Annotated in this window: 16 protein-coding genes; 13 read left to right on the forward strand and 3 right to left on the reverse strand. The window is 66.6% G+C overall.

Translation table 11 applies throughout. The features are described from left to right. Positions 1-3: 3 nt before the first annotated feature. A complete protein-coding gene (locus TEP_RS14325) occupies positions 4-546 on the reverse strand; it encodes a type 1 glutamine amidotransferase domain-containing protein (protein ID WP_132825723.1) in 543 nt (180 codons plus the stop codon). 178 nt (positions 547-724) lie between these two features. Continuing rightward, complete coding sequence (locus TEP_RS14330; RefSeq protein WP_010483549.1) at positions 725-1,192, reverse strand: SET domain-containing protein-lysine N-methyltransferase; 468 nt, start codon at positions 1,190-1,192, stop codon at positions 725-727. A gap of 210 nt (positions 1,193-1,402) precedes the next feature. Between TEP_RS14330 and TEP_RS14335 the strand changes: the two genes are divergently transcribed. From TEP_RS14335 to TEP_RS14355, 5 genes are all read left to right on the forward strand, one after another. Continuing rightward, positions 1,403-1,858, forward strand: coding sequence for an SUF system Fe-S cluster assembly regulator (locus TEP_RS14335; protein WP_025873978.1), 456 nt, complete (start codon positions 1,403-1,405; stop codon positions 1,856-1,858). A gap of 17 nt (positions 1,859-1,875) precedes the next feature. Then, positions 1,876-3,351: a Fe-S cluster assembly protein SufB gene (gene sufB, locus TEP_RS14340; protein ID WP_132825724.1), complete on the forward strand. Its 1,476-nt coding sequence runs from the start codon at positions 1,876-1,878 to the stop codon at positions 3,349-3,351. A 73-nt stretch (positions 3,352-3,424) separates the two neighbouring features. Next, a complete protein-coding gene (gene sufC / locus TEP_RS14345) occupies positions 3,425-4,189 on the forward strand; it encodes a Fe-S cluster assembly ATPase SufC (RefSeq protein WP_132825725.1) in 765 nt (254 codons plus the stop codon). Then, positions 4,189-5,451 carry a Fe-S cluster assembly protein SufD gene (gene sufD / locus TEP_RS14350; RefSeq protein ID WP_132825726.1) on the forward strand — a complete coding sequence of 421 codons (1,263 nt, stop codon included), beginning with the start codon at positions 4,189-4,191 and terminating at the stop codon, positions 5,449-5,451. Before sufC ends, sufD begins: the two co-directional genes overlap by 1 nt. Next, the gene (locus TEP_RS14355; protein ID WP_025873982.1) at positions 5,448-6,704 is read left to right on the forward strand and encodes a cysteine desulfurase; all 1,257 of its coding nucleotides are present in this window, start codon (positions 5,448-5,450) and stop codon (positions 6,702-6,704) included. The genes sufD and TEP_RS14355 overlap by 4 nt, the downstream gene beginning before the upstream one ends. A gap of 68 nt (positions 6,705-6,772) precedes the next feature. On the opposite strand, the gene TEP_RS14360 is transcribed toward TEP_RS14355, so the two are convergent. Next, positions 6,773-7,423 (reverse strand): transposase, encoded by a 651-nt coding sequence (locus TEP_RS14360; RefSeq protein WP_132825727.1) that lies wholly within the window; start codon positions 7,421-7,423, stop codon positions 6,773-6,775. Positions 7,424-7,597: 174 nt separating this feature from the next. On the opposite strand from TEP_RS14360, the gene TEP_RS14365 reads away from it, so the two are divergent. The 8 genes from TEP_RS14365 to TEP_RS14400 all read left to right on the forward strand — a co-directional run bounded on the left by TEP_RS14365 (position 7,598) and on the right by TEP_RS14400 (position 16,089). Then, positions 7,598-8,137 carry a GNAT family N-acetyltransferase gene (locus TEP_RS14365; RefSeq protein ID WP_132825728.1) on the forward strand — a complete coding sequence of 180 codons (540 nt, stop codon included), beginning with the start codon at positions 7,598-7,600 and terminating at the stop codon, positions 8,135-8,137. Beyond that, on the forward strand, positions 8,134-8,466 hold the full coding sequence (locus TEP_RS14370) for a non-heme iron oxygenase ferredoxin subunit (RefSeq protein ID WP_025873985.1): 333 nt from the start codon (positions 8,134-8,136) through the stop codon (positions 8,464-8,466). Before TEP_RS14365 ends, TEP_RS14370 begins: the two co-directional genes overlap by 4 nt. A 161-nt stretch (positions 8,467-8,627) precedes the next feature. Further along, positions 8,628-9,032, forward strand: coding sequence for a hypothetical protein (locus TEP_RS14375; protein ID WP_132825729.1), 405 nt, complete (start codon positions 8,628-8,630; stop codon positions 9,030-9,032). 153 nt (positions 9,033-9,185) lie between these two features. Continuing rightward, complete coding sequence (locus TEP_RS14380) at positions 9,186-11,474, forward strand: TonB-dependent siderophore receptor (RefSeq protein ID WP_132825730.1); 2,289 nt, start codon at positions 9,186-9,188, stop codon at positions 11,472-11,474. A gap of 70 nt (positions 11,475-11,544) precedes the next feature. Then, the gene (locus TEP_RS14385; protein ID WP_099783123.1) at positions 11,545-12,264 is read left to right on the forward strand and encodes a tetratricopeptide repeat protein; all 720 of its coding nucleotides are present in this window, start codon (positions 11,545-11,547) and stop codon (positions 12,262-12,264) included. Positions 12,265-12,274: 10 nt separating this feature from the next. Then, the gene (locus TEP_RS14390) at positions 12,275-12,952 is read left to right on the forward strand and encodes a Fe2+-dependent dioxygenase (RefSeq protein ID WP_132825731.1); all 678 of its coding nucleotides are present in this window, start codon (positions 12,275-12,277) and stop codon (positions 12,950-12,952) included. Between the two features lie 172 nt (positions 12,953-13,124). Beyond that, a complete protein-coding gene (locus tag TEP_RS14395; protein ID WP_132825732.1) occupies positions 13,125-13,520 on the forward strand; it encodes a hypothetical protein in 396 nt (131 codons plus the stop codon). Positions 13,521-13,668: 148 nt separating this feature from the next. Then, the gene (locus tag TEP_RS14400) at positions 13,669-16,089 is read left to right on the forward strand and encodes a TonB-dependent receptor (protein WP_132825733.1); all 2,421 of its coding nucleotides are present in this window, start codon (positions 13,669-13,671) and stop codon (positions 16,087-16,089) included. Positions 16,090-16,182: the final 93 nt, after the last annotated feature.

Here is a 16,182-nt window from a genome sequence, read left to right on the forward strand (position 1 = left end):
GCATCACGCCGCCAGCGCTTTCACCACCGCCTCGCTGAAGGCCGGAATGTCATCGGGCTTGCGGCTGGTGATCAGGTTGCCGTCCACCACCACTTCCGCGTCGCGCCAGCGCGCGCCGGCATTGGCCAGGTCCTGCTGCAGCGATGGCCACGAGGTTACCTCGTGTCCCTCCGCCAGCCCGCTGTTGATCAGCAGCCAAGGGCCGTGGCAGATCGCCGCCACCGGCTTGCCGGCACCGGCCATGCTGCGGATGAAATCCAGTACTGCTTCGTTGGTGCGCAGGGTGTCCGGATTGATCACGCCACCGGGCAGCACCAGCGCATCGAAGTGGCCGGCGTCGGCGCCCTCCAGTGGTTGATCCACGGCGACCGAATCGCCCCAGTCCTTGTCCTTCCAGCCCTTGATGCTCGCCTCCTTGGCCGGCGACACCACGCTCACGCGCGCGCCCTCCGCTTCCAGCAGGTGCTTGGGTTCGATCAGTTCGGACTGCTCGAAACCATGCGTGGCGAGAATGGCGATCTGTTTGCCGCGTAGACGCTGTGCCATATGTCGTGCTCCAGATAAGGGGGAGCGCACAGGGTGGCCGAGTGGCCCTTGAACGGCGGTGACCCTCACGTGCACGGCAGGTGGAGAAACTCCCGGATAGCGCCGGGCCGTGCCCGGCGGCTTCTGGTTCCGCCCGTGCTTCGCGCTCGCCGGGCATGGGCCCGCCGGCGCTACCCGATCAGCGCTTGGGCTGCAGCATCGTGCCGGTGCACTTGGGCGAGCCACAGCGGCACTCCCAGATCTTCTTCAGCTTGGCCGTGTGGCGCTCGGCCAGGGTGATGCCGTAGTTGTACGTCAACTCTTCGCCCGCCTTGATATCGCGCAGCGCCTCGATGAAGACCTTGTCGCCGCGGCTGTCACCGTCTTCGTCTTCTTCGATCACCGCCTCGCAGTTCGGGTCGCAGCTGTGGTTGATCCAGCGCGCGTCGTTGCCCTTGTAGTTGGCATCGATCACCCAGTCGTCGTTGAGGGTGAACAGGAAGGTATGGCCACTTTCCACGTCGCCACTGTCATCGGCATCGACATCGCCGTGGCTGCGCAGCAGGCCCTTGTACTGGATCACGCGCTCGCCCTGCTTGATCGGGGCCACGGAAAACACACCGTTGCCGTGGATGGCGGACTTGCGGGCTTGGATCTTCTTGGGCATCGGCAAGAGACGTTTGCAGCGGAAGGAACGTTGATTCTCGCCCATTCCGGGTGATTGCGAAAATCACCCCCATGCCGCAGCATGTCGCCCCGATGGCGGCCCTGGGCGACTGCCCTCCGGCCGGGCCCAAGCGCCCGCTGAATGGCCGGGTTGGATGCCGGCGAATAAAAGCGTACAATTTCAGTCCGCTTTAAGAACCACTCGCATCCCATGTTGCGCGTCACCAAGCTCACCGATTACGCCACCGTCGTACTGACCGTACTCGCCGCCCGTCCGGGCGAGGTGCTCAGTGCCACCGAGCTGGCCGAATTCACCGGTCTGGAGCCGCCCACCGTCAGCAAGGTGCTCAAGCCACTGGCCCAGGCCGGCCTGGTCGAAGGCCTGCGCGGCGTCCGCGGCGGCTACCGGCTGACCCGCCCATCAATTGAGATCTCGCTGTTTGAAGTGGTTGAAGCCATGGAAGGGCCGTTGGCCCTGACCGAGTGCAGCCACGACCACCACCAGTGCGGCATGGCGCCCAAGTGCGGCGCGCGCAGCAGCTGGCGGCTGATCAACGACGTGGTCTCCGAGGCCCTGCGCGATGTCAGCCTGGCGCAGATCCTGCCCCCTCTTCCCCTTGTCGACGAAGAACAGCGCCGCACCATCGCTGTCGACGTCGTCTCCTGATCCGTAGGCAGCCCCCCATGGCCACCGAAACCATCGAAACCGTCGCCAGCGACGACACCCCCAACCGCGAGATCCATGAGCAGCTCGGCCGCAAGTATTCGGCCGGCTTCATCACGGACATCGAGTCGGACTCCCTTCCCGCCGGCCTGGATGAGGACACCATCCGCGCCCTGTCGGCCAAGAAGGAAGAGCCGGAATGGATGACGCAGTGGCGCCTGGACGCCTACCGCCACTTCCTGACCATGCCGATGCCGAACTGGGCCAAGCTGCAGATCGCCCCGATCGACCTGCAGGCGCTCAGCTACTACTCCGCGCCGAAGGGCCCGAAGTACGCCTCGCTGGATGACGTGCCCAAGGAACTGCTGGACACCTACGACAAGCTGGGCGTGCCGCTGCACGAGCGCGCCAAGCTGGCCGGCGTAGCGGTGGACGCGGTGTTCGACTCGGTGTCCGTCGGTACCACCTTCCGCAAGGAACTGGCCGAAAAGGGCATCGTGTTCTGCTCGATGTCCGAAGCCATCAAGGAGCACCCGGAACTGGTCAAACAGTACCTGGGCACCGTGGTGCCGGTCGGCGACAACTATTTCGCCGCGCTCAATTCGGCGGTGTTCTCCGATGGCAGCTTCGTGTTCATTCCCAAGGGCGTGCGCTGCCCGATGGAACTGAGCACCTACTTCCGCATCAACGCCGGCCACACCGGCCAGTTCGAGCGCACGCTGATCATCTGCGAAGACAAGGCGTACGTGTCCTACCTGGAAGGCTGCACCGCGCCGATGCGCGATGAGAACCAGCTGCATGCGGCGGTGGTCGAGCTGGTGGCGCTGGACGATGCCGAGATCAAGTACTCCACCGTGCAGAACTGGTACCCGGGCGATGAGAACGGCGTCGGCGGCATCTACAACTTCGTCACCAAGCGTGCCGAATGCCGTGGCGCGCGCAGCAAGGTCACCTGGACCCAGGTCGAGACCGGCTCGGCGATCACCTGGAAGTACCCGTCCTGCGTGCTGCTGGGCGACGACTCGGTCGGTGAGTTCCACTCGGTGGCACTGACCCACCATCGCCAGCAGGCCGACACCGGCACCAAGATGATCCACGTCGGCAAGCGCACCAAGAGCAAGATCATCAGCAAGGGCATCAGCGCCGGCCGCGGCCAGAACACCTATCGCGGCCTGGTCAAGGTGGACCGCAACGCAGACGGCGCGCGCAACTACACCCAGTGCGATTCGCTGCTGATCGGCAAGCAGTGCGGCGCCCACACCTTCCCCTACATCGAGGTGAAGAACCCGGGCGCCACCGTCGAGCACGAGGCCACCACCTCGAAGATCTCCGACGACCAGCTGTTCTACTGCCGCGCCCGTGGCATCAGCCAGGAAGACGCGGTGTCGATGATCGTCGACGGCTTCTGCAAGCAGGTGTTCCGCGAACTGCCGATGGAATTCGCGGTGGAAGCCAAGAAGCTGCTGGAAGTCTCGCTGGAAGGTTCGGTGGGCTGATCGCCCGCCCTGCCCTCGCACAACGCATTCTCTTTACCGGCGGGCCACGGCCCGCACCACGGAAACCCCCACCATGCTGAAGATCGAAAACCTCCACGCCCGCATCGGCGACAAGGAAATCCTCAAGGGCCTGTCCCTGGAAGTGAAGCCGGGCCAGGTGCACGCCATCATGGGCCCCAACGGCGCCGGCAAGTCCACCCTGGGCAATGTCCTGGCTGGCCGCGACGGCTATGAGGTCAGCGAAGGCAGCGTGCAGTTCGAAGGCGTCGACCTGCTCGACCAGGACCCGGAAGCGCGCGCCGCTGCCGGCCTGTTCCTGGCGTTCCAGTACCCGGTGGAAATCCCCGGCGTGAACAACACCTACTTCCTGCGCGCCGCGCTGAATGCACAGCGCAAGGCGCGCGGCGAGGAAGAGCTCGATTCCATGCAGTTCCTCAAGCTGGTGCGGCAGAAGCTGGCCGTCCTGCACCTGAAGGACGAACTGCTGCACCGTGGCGTCAACGAAGGCTTCTCCGGTGGCGAGAAGAAGCGCAACGAGATCTTCCAGCTGGCCGTGCTCGAGCCGAAGCTGGCGATCCTGGACGAAACCGATTCGGGCCTGGACATCGATGCACTGAAGAGCGTGGCCGACGGCGTCAACGCGCTGCGCAGCGCCGACCGCTCGTTCCTGGTCATCACCCACTACCAGCGCCTGCTGGACTACATCAAGCCGGACGTGGTGCACGTGCTGGCCGATGGCCGCATCGTCAAGAGCGGTGGCCCGGAACTGGCGCTGGAACTGGAAGCGCACGGCTATGACTTCCTGAAGGACCGGGTCGTGCCCAAGGCGGCGGTCTGATGAGCGCCCTGCTCGACTCCATGGCCCAGGCCTTCTGTGGCAGCGATGCGCGCCGCGAAGTGCTCGACAGCGTGCTGCGCGACGGCCTGCCCGGCGCACGCAGCGAAACCTGGAAGTACACCTCGCTGCGCCAGTTGGAGCGTCGCAGCTTCGCGGCCGCACCGCTGGCCCCGGCACTGCTGGATGCCGCCGCGCTGGAGGACATCCCGGCACCGCGCCTGGTGTTCGTCAATGGCCGCCTCAACGACGCGCTGAGCGACGTGCAGGGCCTGCCGGCCGGCGTGCAGCTGGAGACGTTGTCCTCCGCACTGGCCGCTGGCGAGGACGCCGTGCGCTTCCTCGGCCGCCGCTACGATCGCAGTGACGATGTGTTCGCCCGCCTCAACGCCGCCCTCGCCGATGAAGGCGTGGTGCTGCGCGTGGACGACGGCGTGCAGGTCGAGGTGCCGCTGCAGCTGGTATTCGCCAGCGTGGCCGGCGACACCGACCTGGCCTGGCACCACCGCCACCTGATCGAACTGCGTGCCGGCGCCAGCCTGGGCGTGGTCGAGCACCGCTTCAGCGTGGGTGATTCGGCGCATCTGGACAACACGGTGCTGCACGCCCACGTCGCCCGCGATGCGGTGCTCAAGCACGCGCGCGTGCAGGCCGGCAGCGCGCGCCAGACCAGCTTCCTGCGCACCGACGCGGTGCTGGGCAAGGACGCGCAGTACCACCGCGTGGACCTGGAGCTGGGTGCCGCGCTCAGCCGCCATGAGCTGAACGTGCGCCTGGAAGGCGACAACGCCCAGCTGACCGCCAATGGCGTGCTGCTCGGCAACGGCCGCCGCCACGTCGATGCCCGCCTGGGCATCGACCACATCGCCCGCGACACCAGCGCCGAGCTGCAGTGGCGTGGCGTGGCCGCCAACCGCAGCCGCGTGGTGTTCCATGGCGGCATCCAGATCCGTGCCGGTGCCGATGGCACCGACGCCAACCTGTCCAACAAGAACCTGCTGCTGTCGGCCGACGCCGAGATCGATACCCAGCCGACGCTGGTGATCGACGCCGACGAAGTGAAGGCCGCACACGGTGCCACCGTCGGCCAGCTCGACGCCAACGCGCTGTTCTACCTGCGTTCGCGCGGCCTGCCGCAGGCCCAGGCGCAGGCGCTGCTGAGCGCCGCGTTCTGCCACGAACCGCTGAAGGTGCTGCCCGAAGCGCTGCGCGAACAGCTGGCACGCCGGCTGGACAAGGCGCTGGCCGAGGCGGGCGTGGCATGAACCTGTCCACCCCGCGACCGATCGAAGCACCCGCCGACGCCCCCGACTGGGCGCGCGTGCGCCTGGACTTCCCGCTGCTGATGCGCGAAGTGCACGGCAAGCCGCTGGTCTATTTCGACAACGCCAACACCGGCCAGAAGCCGGTGCAGGTGATCGGCGCGGTGGACGAGTTCTACCGCCGCTACAACGCCAACGTCAGCCGTGCCGTGCATGCGCTGGGTACCGAGGCCACCGACGCCTACGAAGGCGCACGCAACAAGCTGGCCCGTTTCCTCAACGTGCGCAGCAACGACCTGGTGCTGTGCAGCGGCACCACCTTCGCGATCAATCTGGTTGCCTACTCCTGGGCCCTGCCCCGGCTGAAGGCCGGCGACGTGATCCTGGTGTCGCGCATGGAACACCACGCCAACATCGTGCCGTGGCAGCTGGTCGCCCAGCGCACCGGCGCGACCATCCGCGTGGCCGAGATCACTCCCGACGGCGCGCTGGACCTGGACGCGCTGCGCGCGGCGATGACCGCCGAGGTCAAGCTGCTGGCGGTGGCCCATGTTTCCAACGTGCTCGGCACCATCAACCCGGTCCGCGAGATCTGCCGCGAAGCGCGCAAGCGCGGCATCGTCACCGTGGTCGACGGCTCGCAGGCCGCACCGCACCGCAAGGTCGACGTCACCGCGATCGGCTGCGACTTCTACGCCATCACCGGCCACAAGATGTGCGGCCCGACCGGCACCGGTGCGCTGTGGGCGCGTCGCGAGCACTTGGACGCGATGCCGCCGTTCCTGGGCGGCGGCGAAATGATCAAGGAAGTCAGCTTCGACGGCACCGTGTTCAACGACGCCCCGCACAAGTTCGAAGCCGGCACCCCCAACATCGCCGGCTTCATCGGCCTGGGCGTGGCGGCGGACTATCTGCAGAACGTCGGCCTGGACCACGTGGAAGCGCGCGAAGCCGAGCTGCTGGCGCACTTCACCGAAGAGCTGCGCCGGGTCGATGGCCTGCGCATCATCGGCGAGGCACCGGAAAAGGCGGCGGTGGTGTCATTCCTGATCGACGGCGCGCATGCGCACGATCTGGCTACCCTGCTGGATCTGGAAGGTGTGGCCGTGCGCTCGGGCCAGCACTGCGCGCATCCGCTGCTGCAGTACTACGGCGTGGCGGCGACCTGCCGTGCGTCGTTGGCGTTCTACAACACGCATGAAGAGATCGAGCGGTTCATGACTGCGTTGACGAAGGTGCGGAAGTTGCTGGGGTAAGGCTTTAGCCGGGGTCAGAGCCCTTTGCTCGCAAAGGGATCCGACCCCAGCAGAGCGGCAGAGCGGGGTCAGATCCCTTTCGCGTTGCGAAAGGGCTCTGACCCCGTCAACGTCCCCGCCAACCGCCTCTGCGACTGCAGCGCGCCACGTATCACCGTCAGATCCCCGGCAGGGATGCCCTGCTCGATGAACTCCGCATAGCGTCTGCGCCGCTCATCCAGATCCAACGCACTCAGTTCGAATGCCGAATGCGGCACGAGCAGCGCATTCGCCCTGCCCTTCGCATTGGCGCGATAGCTTGACCAACGATAGTCCCCGGGGTGCACCACCATCCGCGCACGTACCGGGTTGAGTTCGATGTAACGCTGGCAGGCGAGCACGTACTGATCGGTATCCACCAGCGTGGAATGAAAGCGCCCCTCCCAGAGAGTGCCGGTACGGCCCTCACGCTCATTCACCCGACGAACGTAGCTGCGGTTCACCGCCTGCATCATCCGCGACAGTCCTCCGGACACATCAGGCGTCGCCAGAAGATGGACGTGGTTGCCCATCAGCACGTAGGCATGAACCCGGCAGTTGTGTTCCCTGGCGCAGTCGCGCAACAGGCCCAGGTAAATCGCAGGATCACCGCTGCTGAAGAACACGGCCTGGCGGTTGTTGCCGCGCTGGACTACGTGTTGCGGATGTCCGGGCGCGTCGATGCGGCGGGGGCGTGGCATGGGCATCTCCGGGGGCAGAGGGGTCAGAGCCCTTGGCTGCGCAAAGGGATCTGACCCCGAGCATCTCTTGCCGCGACGCAGCTGCCAGTCGGGGGAGTACCTGACGCTACGTCAGTGAGTTGGGTCAGATCCCTTTCACGGCGCGAAAGGGATCTGACCACCTAGAATGCCCCCATGAGCACTCTGACTTTCCGCGCCGCCACGTCGGCCGACATCCCCGCCCTGATCACCCTGGTCACCTCGGCCTACCGCGGCGACGCCAGCCGCGTCGGCTGGACCACCGAAGCCGACCTGCTGGACGGCGCCCGCGTCGATGCCGAAGGCATCCAGGGCGACCTGGACCGCCCGCGCTCGACCATCCTGCTGGCCGAACGCGACGGCCAGCTCGTGGCCTGCGCCCATGTCGCCGACGTCGACGGCAAGGGCTACTTCGGCATGTTCTCGGTCGACCCGGCCCAGCAGGGCGGCGGCGTCGGCAAGCAGTTGATGGACGCGGCCGAAGCCCACGCCGCACGCGAATGGAACGTACCGGTGATGCAGATGACCGTGATCGACATCCGCGACGAACTGATCGCCTTCTATGAGCGCCGCGGTTACCGGCGCACCGGCATCAAGAAGCCGTTCCCGTATGGCGACGAACGTTTCGGCATCCCCAAGCGCGACGACCTGCGCTTCGAGATCCTGGAAAAGCCGCTGGCCGGGGCCACCGCGTGAGCGAGGCCTGGACCTTTGTCTGCGCCGGCGCCGAACTGCTGCCGGGCGAAATGAAGAGCGTGTTCGACGAAGTCACCGGTACGCCGATCGTGGTGTTCAACCTCGACGGCGAACTGTACGCGCTGGAAGACCAATGCACGCACGAGGAGTTCGAGCTGTCCTCGGGTGAGTTCAACACCGCCGAAGGCAGCGTTGAATGCGTACTGCATGGCGCGCGCTTCGACGTGCGTGATGGCCGCGCCCTGTGCGCGCCGGCCTATACCGCGGTGCCGAAGTTCCCGGTGAAGCGCGAACACGACGCCATCTGGACCCGCGACGACCGCGATTGAAGTTCAAGGCATCCACCCATGGGGTGGATCTACTGCAACAGCCTGAGGGCCCTGCCAGGGCCCTTCGGGTCCGTTCCGGGTGGCCTGCCACGTCCGTACATGCGAATCATTATCGTTGATGTTATCCTACGTAACATCTTCGTAACGCCTCCGCCTGCGCCATGGCTTCGTCCGCACCCACTGCCACGCTGTGCCAGCTCGCCCGTCAGGGGTGGCCGCTGCTCGTGGCCGCGCTGCTGACGCTGCTGCTGGGCTGGTCGGCGTTGCACGAAGGGCGCGGCGGCCACGCCGCCAACGCCGGCTGGCAGGCGCATCTGGACAATATGGACCAGGCCTCTCCGCTGCCGGCTCCTTCCAGCGACGAATGCCCCCACCACGCTGTGCCGGCCCCGGAGCCTCCGCTGGACGGTGAGGACAGCACGCCCTGTGCCGGCGCTGCGCCGCCGCGCGCTGCGCTGGTGGCTCACATCCCGCTGTGGCACTCCGATGCCCTGCGCTGGCAGCGGCACGACCCCTCGCTGCGCCTGAATCCCGGCCACGCACCTCCGGCACCGCACGCCATCTGAGGCGCCCCTGCGGCCATTGCCGTGCGCCTGACTGCGTTTCCGGCCAGCCGAGCATGGCTCGGCTCTACAAATCCACCTCCTGCCTGTCGCCGCGCGCCCAGCCCTGCAGGCCTGCACCGCTCATTCCCCATCCAAGCCATCGCCAACCTACCCATGACCCACATCAAGACCCGCAAGTACGCACCTCGCGTTTCCGTACTGGCCACCGCCACCCTCGCCGCCGGCTTCGCGCCGCTGGCCGCGCAGGCCGCCGACGACGCCGGCGCCGGCGCCAGCAAGGCCACCGAGCTGGACAAGGTCCAGGTGCGCGGCAGCTGGTTCAACCCGTCCTCGCCGAAGTTCACCGCCGCGCTGCTGGACACCCCCAAGTCGGTCTCGATCGTCTCGGAGAAGCTGATCGCCGAAACCGGCGCGACCAACCTGCAGGATGCGCTGCGCATGGTGCCGGGCATCACTTTCGGCGCCGGCGAAGGCGGCAACCCGACCGGTGACCGCCCCTTCATCCGCGGCTTCGACTCGCAGAGCAACATGTTCGTCGATGGCCTGCGCGACGTCGGTTCGCAGACCCGCGAAGTGTTCGACCTGGAGCAGGTGGAGGTGGTCAAGGGCCCGAGCTCGGCCTACGGCGGTCGTGACTCCGGTGGTGGCAGCCTCAACCTGGTCAGCAAGACCCCGAAGCTGAAGAACGAGACCACTGCCAGCATGGGCATCGGCACCGACAGCTACGCACGCGGCACCGTGGATGCCAACTACGTGCTGGGCGATGGCATCGCCGCACGCCTGAACCTGATGAAGCACGAGTCGGACATTGCCGGTCGTGACGCGGCCAACGTCAGCCGCTGGGGCATCGCGCCGTCGATCGCGTTCGGCCTGAACGGCCCGGCGCAGCTGATCGCCAGCCACTACCACATGCAGAGCGACGACCTGCCCGACGCAGGCGGCTTCCCGTATGGCAACCCGAACGGTGCGCCGGTGTCGAAGTGGGTCGACGGCCGTCCGATGGTGCCCGACCGCAACAACTACTACGGCCTGGTGGACCGCGATTTCCAGCGCACCCGCGCCGACATCAGCACGCTGGACGGCAGCTACGACTTCGGCGGCCACAAGCTGCGCAACATCGCGCGCCTGGGCAACACCAGCAACGATTACCTGTGGACCCAGCCGGACGACAGCCAGGGCAACCCGAACAACTACGGCACCTTGTGGCGCCGTACCAACAGCCGCGCCGTCGACGTCAAGAGCTTCGCCGACCAGCTGAGCCTGACCGGCAGCTTCCAGACCGGTGCACTGAAGCACAGCTACAGCGCCGGCGCGGAATACAGCGACGAGAAGATGACCCGTGGCAGCTACCTGATGACCCCGGGCACCAACAATCCGCTGACCAACAGCAGCAAGTGCCCGACCACCGGCGCGGCCACAGGCTACAACTGCACCAGCTTCGACAACCCGAACCCGAACGATCCGTGGGCGGCCACCCATGCGGTGTACCGCAGCGACAAGGCGCTGGACGTCGAGCAGCGCACCAAGACCACGTCCGCTTACCTGTTCGATACCATCGAACTGAACGCGCAGTGGATGATCAACGTCGGCCTGCGTTACGACGACTTCTCCACCACCCTGACCACCCCGGTGGCCGGCAAGGCGCCGACCCGCGTGCGCAATGACAATGACTTCCTGAACTACCAGGCCGGCATTGTCTTCAAGCCGACCGCCAACGGCAGCATCTACCTGTCCTACGGCACCTCCTCCACCCCGCCGGGCATGGACGGTGGCGATGGTTCCGATGGCCTCAGCGCGGCCGTAGCCGACCTCAAGCCGCAGGACACCAGGAACCTCGAACTGGGTACCAAGTGGGACCTGTTCGACAACCGCCTGAACCTGACCGCGGCGATCTTCCACACCGTGATGGACAACGCGCGCGTGACCGTCGACAACGGCACCAGCCAGAACGCCGGCAAGAAGGAAATCAACGGCGTGGAACTGGGCTTCACCGGCCAGCTGACCGACGCCTGGAGCCTGTACGGCGGCTACACCTACCTGGATTCGGAACTGAAGGACAACGGCTTCGTCTGCGCCGTGTCCGGCCGTACCTGCCCGTCCAACATCTACGTGCCCTCGCCGTACAACGGCAACGTGTTCCCGAACACCGCCAAGCACAGCGCCACCCTGTGGACCACCTACCGCTTCCCGTTCGGCCTGACCGTCGGCGCCGGCGCCAACTACTCCGACAAGCAGTACGGTGATGTGGCCAACACCAAGTGGATCCCCAGCTACACCCGCTTCGATGCGATGGCCAGCTACGCGATCCAGGACAACATCAGCCTGCAGTTGAACGTGCAGAACCTGACCGACAAGACCTACTTCACCAAGGCCTACGCGTCGCACTACGCGAGCATCGCCCCGGGTCGTTCGGCCACCCTGGCACTGAACGTGAAGTTCTGATGTAACCCGCAGCACCCACGCGGCGGCAGGATCTCCTGCCGCCGTTTTTGTTTCCGGCGATACTCCGCGCATGGCTTCCAACATCCCCTTTGATTCCGACGCCCTGACCGACCTGCTGCTGCACGACCCGCAGGCTGCCTTCGCGCGCGTGCGCGATGCAGCACAGGCCGGGCAGGTGGAGGCGCAACTGCTGCTGGCGCAGATGCACATGGAAGGCAAAGGCACGCCCCAGGACGCTGCTGCGGCCCTGCTCTGGTACGAGACTGCAGCCAACAACGGCGCGCCGATGGCGATGAACATGCTTGGCCGCTGCCATGAGCTGGGCCAGGGCACCACCGCCAATCCTTCGCTCGCAGCGGTCTGGTACCGGCGCGCCGCCGACACCGGCCTGGACTGGGGCCTGTACAACCTGGCCAACCTGCTGGCCACCGGCCGCGGCGTACCACAGGACCGTGCACAGGCACTGGCGCTGTACACCCGCGCGGCCCATCTGGGCCACGCCAAATCGATGAACCTGCTGGCCCGGCATCTGGAAGATGGATTGGACACCGGTCGCGATCCGCAGGCTGCACTGGGCTGGTATCGGCGCGCGGCCGAGGCCGGCGATTTCCGCGGCCAGGCCAACTACGCCTCCATCCTTCTGCAGGCCGGTGAGATCGAACAGGCCGTGCACTGGCTGCAGTTGGCGCTGCAGCACGGCAGTCCCGCGTTCATGGCACATATCGTGCCCGAGCTGGCCGCCTCACCCTACCCGCAGGTGCGCGCGCTGGTCGCACCGTCTGCTTGCTGAGGACTTCCGCATGCTGCTGCACATCCCCGACATCCTCAGCACCGGACAGGTGGCTGACATCCGCCGCAGGCTCGACGCAGCCGACTGGACCGATGGCCGCGAGACCGTCGGCCACCTCGGCGCGCAGGCCAAGCACAACCAGCAGCTGCCTGAAGCTTCGCCGCTGCGCCGCGAACTGGGCGAAACCATTCTGGTGGCCCTGGCACGGCATCCGCTGTTCTTCAGCGCCGCGCTGCCCTTGAAGTACCTGCCACCGCGCTTCAACCGCTACAGCGGCGGCGGCACCTACGGCTTCCACGTCGATGGCGCGGTGATGAACCTGGCCAACGGCGAGCAGCTGCGCTCGGACGTCTCCTGCACGCTGTTCCTGTCCGACCCGGACGAGTACGACGGCGGTGAGCTGATCATCAGCGATACCTACGGCGAGCACGAGGTCAAACTGCCGGCCGGTGATCTGATCGTGTATCCCTCCAGCAGCCTGCACAAGGTCAATCCGGTCACCCGCGGTGCGCGCGTGGCATCGTTCTTCTGGGTGCAGAGCATGATCCGCGACGATGTGCAGCGTCGTCTGCTGTGGGAGATGGATACCTCCATCGAACGCCTGCGGCAGACAAATGGCGATGCCGACGCGGTGTTGCAGCTGACCGGCGTGTACCACAACCTGCTGCGACGCTGGAGCGAGGTCTGAACCTATCAGGCCACCACTGCGGTAATTTGGCAATCATTCTCATTTGCAACGGCTAACGGGTCTCATTACAATCACGCCCCGTTGACGCCGGATGTTCCGGCCAGCCAGGGATCTCCGCTTGCGTCGCCCGTTCCGCCCTCGCCCGCTTCGGCTTGTACAGCTCGGCACTGCCATGCGCGGCCGTCGGCCTGCGCTGGCCAGCCTGCTGGCGTGGGTGGCGATGCTGACGCTGTTGCTGGGCACCCTGCCGCTGCTGCCGGTCGCCCACGCTGCCGCGCCGCAGGCGCTGCAGCAGCCGCTGGAAGAGCGCGGCGGCGAAGGCCCTTTGCAGGAAGAAGCGCCGGCCAAACTGCGGCGCTGCGCCTGCGCACCGGCCAAGTCCACGGACAAGCCGATCCCGCCGCTGTTGCTGGCCAGCCACTGGCTGCGCACCGAACTTGATCTGGTTCCCTCAGCGTCGGTTCCCTCCGGCGCGCGTCCGCACTGGCCGCTCGCCGTACCGGACATGCCCTGGGCCGATGCGCCCGGGCGCCGCCAGCAACGCGGCCAGGCGCCGCCGCTCGCCTGATCCACGGCACGCCGTGACCGCCTGCGCGGTTGCGACGGCTCGCCGCTGCCTGTTTCGCCCCTGCCGCCCCTGACCGGGCCATCCCTGCCCTGCCGTGCGCGTTCCGCGCCCTGCATCGCGCTGCCTTACATCCATCGAGGTATCTGCCATGGCCCAGCGCCATCGTGTCCGTTCGTCCCTGTCCCGCCACCTGTTGACCAGCGCTGTGCTGGCTGCGGTCGCGGCGCCCGCCTACGCCAATGGTGCCGCCGGCGGCGCGCCGCAGACGCTGGACAAGGTGGTGGTGACCGCCTCCGGTTTCGAGCAGAAGGTGGTCGATGCACCGGCCAGCATCAGCGTGGTCAGCCGCGAAGAGCTGAGCAAGCGCCCCTACACCAGCCTGGTCGACGCCCTGCGCGACGTCGAAGGCATCGACGTCGGCCTGGAAGCCACCGACAAGAACGGCCGCGCCACCATCTCCATGCGCGGCCTGCCGTCGGAGTACACCCTGGTGCTGATCGACGGTCGCCGCCAGAGCAACGCCGGCCAGCTGTATCCGAACAACTTCGGTGGTGGCCAGTTCGCCTACCTGCCGCCGCTGGATGCGATCGAGCGCATCGAAGTGGTGCGTGGCCCGATGTCCACGCTGTACGGCTCGGATGCAATGGGCGGCGTCATCAACATCATCACCCGCCGCAACCAGGACAGCTGGCACGGCGCGGTCACCCAGGGCTTCACCGTGCAGCAGGACGACCAGTTCGGCGATGCGCGCAGCACCGACCTTTACCTGAGCGGCCCGCTGGTCAAGGATCGCCTGGGCCTGGCCGTGCGCGGCAGCTACTACGACGCCAAGGCATCCAATCCCGAATGGGATGCACTGACTCTGCCCGACGGCACGCTGTGGGAACGCAGCATCGGTTTCGGTGGCGGCGGCAAGTCGGTGGCCAACACCAACTGGAACACCGGCGTGCGCCTGAACTTCCATTTCAGCGACGACCACGAACTGTGGCTGGACTACGACGTCTCACGCCAGAAGTACGACAACAGCGAAGGCCAGACCGGCACCCTCGACAGCCTGGCCAGCCTGTGGCGCGTGGGCAACGCGGTGGTGCCGAACCCGAATGGCACCGGCACCGTCACCCGCCGCGTGGTGCAGCCGCGCGTGGGCTACACCGCCTACCAGCGCTATGAGCGCGACCAGCTCGCGCTGACCCATCAAGGCCGCTACAGCTTCGGCACCTGGCAGACCTCGCTGACCCACAGCAAGAGCAACAACCTCGGCCGCTCGCTGCCGCTGACGCTGGACGAGCGCGCCGGCCTGCAGACCCTGTGGAACGAGGTCTGCCGCCGCACCGGTGCCGCCAACAACTGTGCCGCCGGCCGCAACAACGGCCTGGCCGCACTCAACGCCAGCGAACAGGCACGCCTGCAGGCGTTCCTGCCGCGGCCGCTGCGCACCATGGAACTGGAAGGCTACGTGCTGGACACGATGCTCGACCTCGACTTCGGCGCGCACAAGCTGACCGTGGGCGGCCAGTACAACGACACCGACATGGTGGACGGCGTGTTCGGCATGGACGGTGCCGGCTACCGCAGCAATACCAGACAGAAGCACCGCATGTGGGCACTGTTCGCCGAGGACAACTGGTCGCTGACCGACAGCCTGACCGCCACCTTCGGCCTGCGCTACGACGACCACAACATCTTCGGCAGCCACCTCAGCCCGCGCGGCTACCTGGTCTGGAATGCCACCGACGCATGGACCTTCAAGGGTGGCGTCAGCACCGGCTACAAGACCCCGCGTCCGGACCAGCTGTTCCCCGGCATCACCGGCTTTGGTGGCCAGGGCGTGCTGCCGCTGGTGGGCTCGCCGAACCTGAAGCCGGAAACCAGCACCAACTACGAGCTGGCCGCCTATTACGAGGGCCAGCGCTGGGGCTTCAACGTCACCGGTTTCATCAACAAGTTCGAAGACAAGATCGCCAGCGGCGGCACGTTCCCCAACTGTGAAGTCGCGCCGGCCGGCAGTGGCTACTGCGTGGACATCGGCCCGGGCTGGGCGTCGCTGGGCTACAGCACCTTCACCCAGAGCGTGAACATCGACAAGGCCGAGACACGTGGCGCAGAACTGGCCGGCCACGTCGACCTGCTGGACACCCTGCAGCTGCGCGGCAACTACACCTGGACCAAGAGCGAGCAGACCGCCGGTTCCGGCAAGGGCCTGCCGATCACCGGCACCATGCCGGCCAAGCACATGGCCAACGCCAGCCTCAACTGGCAGCTCAACGATGCCATCAGCCTGTCGTTGATCGGCGAAGGCCGCTACGACCGCTACCGCGACACGATCCTTGATGCCGCCGGTGCCAGTCACACCCGTTACTACGAGGACTACACCCTCTTCCACCTCGGTGGCAGCTGGAAGGCCACGCAGTGGCTGACGGTCAACGCGCGGGTCAACAACCTGTTCGACAAGAACTTCGTCTCGCAGTCGTGCCTGCTGACCAGCCCCAGCGAATACAACTGCGTGGACGACTACGCCACCAAGGACCAGCGCCGCAGCTACTGGATCTCGCTCAACGCGAAGTTCTGACCTTGCCCTGGTGGATGCCGACCTTGGTCGGCACCTCTCCATCCACGCATGGCGTGGATCCACCGACCCGTGGTAGTACCGGCCGCTGGCCGG

The organism is Stenotrophomonas sp. TEPEL (genome assembly GCF_004348785.1).
Lineage (GTDB): Bacteria > Pseudomonadota > Gammaproteobacteria > Xanthomonadales > Xanthomonadaceae > Stenotrophomonas > Stenotrophomonas indicatrix.

Bases quoted from the DNA above. Each gene is read 5' to 3' on its own strand.
- TEP_RS14325 (WP_132825723.1), bottom strand. From the start codon at position 546: ATGGCACAGCGTCTACGCGGCAAACAGATCGCCATTCTCGCCACGCAT.
- TEP_RS14330 (WP_010483549.1), bottom strand. From the start codon at position 1,192: ATGCCCAAGAAGATCCAAGCCCGCAAGTCCGCCATCCACGGCAACGGT.
- TEP_RS14335 (WP_025873978.1), top strand. From the start codon at position 1,403: ATGTTGCGCGTCACCAAGCTCACCGATTACGCCACCGTCGTACTGACC.
- sufB (WP_132825724.1), top strand. From the start codon at position 1,876: ATGGCCACCGAAACCATCGAAACCGTCGCCAGCGACGACACCCCCAAC.
- sufC (WP_132825725.1), top strand. From the start codon at position 3,425: ATGCTGAAGATCGAAAACCTCCACGCCCGCATCGGCGACAAGGAAATC.
- sufD (WP_132825726.1), top strand. From the start codon at position 4,189: ATGAGCGCCCTGCTCGACTCCATGGCCCAGGCCTTCTGTGGCAGCGAT.
- TEP_RS14355 (WP_025873982.1), top strand. From the start codon at position 5,448: ATGAACCTGTCCACCCCGCGACCGATCGAAGCACCCGCCGACGCCCCC.
- TEP_RS14360 (WP_132825727.1), bottom strand. From the start codon at position 7,423: ATGCCACGCCCCCGCCGCATCGACGCGCCCGGACATCCGCAACACGTA.
- TEP_RS14365 (WP_132825728.1), top strand. From the start codon at position 7,598: ATGAGCACTCTGACTTTCCGCGCCGCCACGTCGGCCGACATCCCCGCC.
- TEP_RS14375 (WP_132825729.1), top strand. From the start codon at position 8,628: ATGGCTTCGTCCGCACCCACTGCCACGCTGTGCCAGCTCGCCCGTCAG.
- TEP_RS14380 (WP_132825730.1), top strand. From the start codon at position 9,186: ATGACCCACATCAAGACCCGCAAGTACGCACCTCGCGTTTCCGTACTG.
- TEP_RS14385 (WP_099783123.1), top strand. From the start codon at position 11,545: ATGGCTTCCAACATCCCCTTTGATTCCGACGCCCTGACCGACCTGCTG.
- TEP_RS14390 (WP_132825731.1), top strand. From the start codon at position 12,275: ATGCTGCTGCACATCCCCGACATCCTCAGCACCGGACAGGTGGCTGAC.
- TEP_RS14395 (WP_132825732.1), top strand. From the start codon at position 13,125: ATGCGCGGCCGTCGGCCTGCGCTGGCCAGCCTGCTGGCGTGGGTGGCG.
- TEP_RS14400 (WP_132825733.1), top strand. From the start codon at position 13,669: ATGGCCCAGCGCCATCGTGTCCGTTCGTCCCTGTCCCGCCACCTGTTG.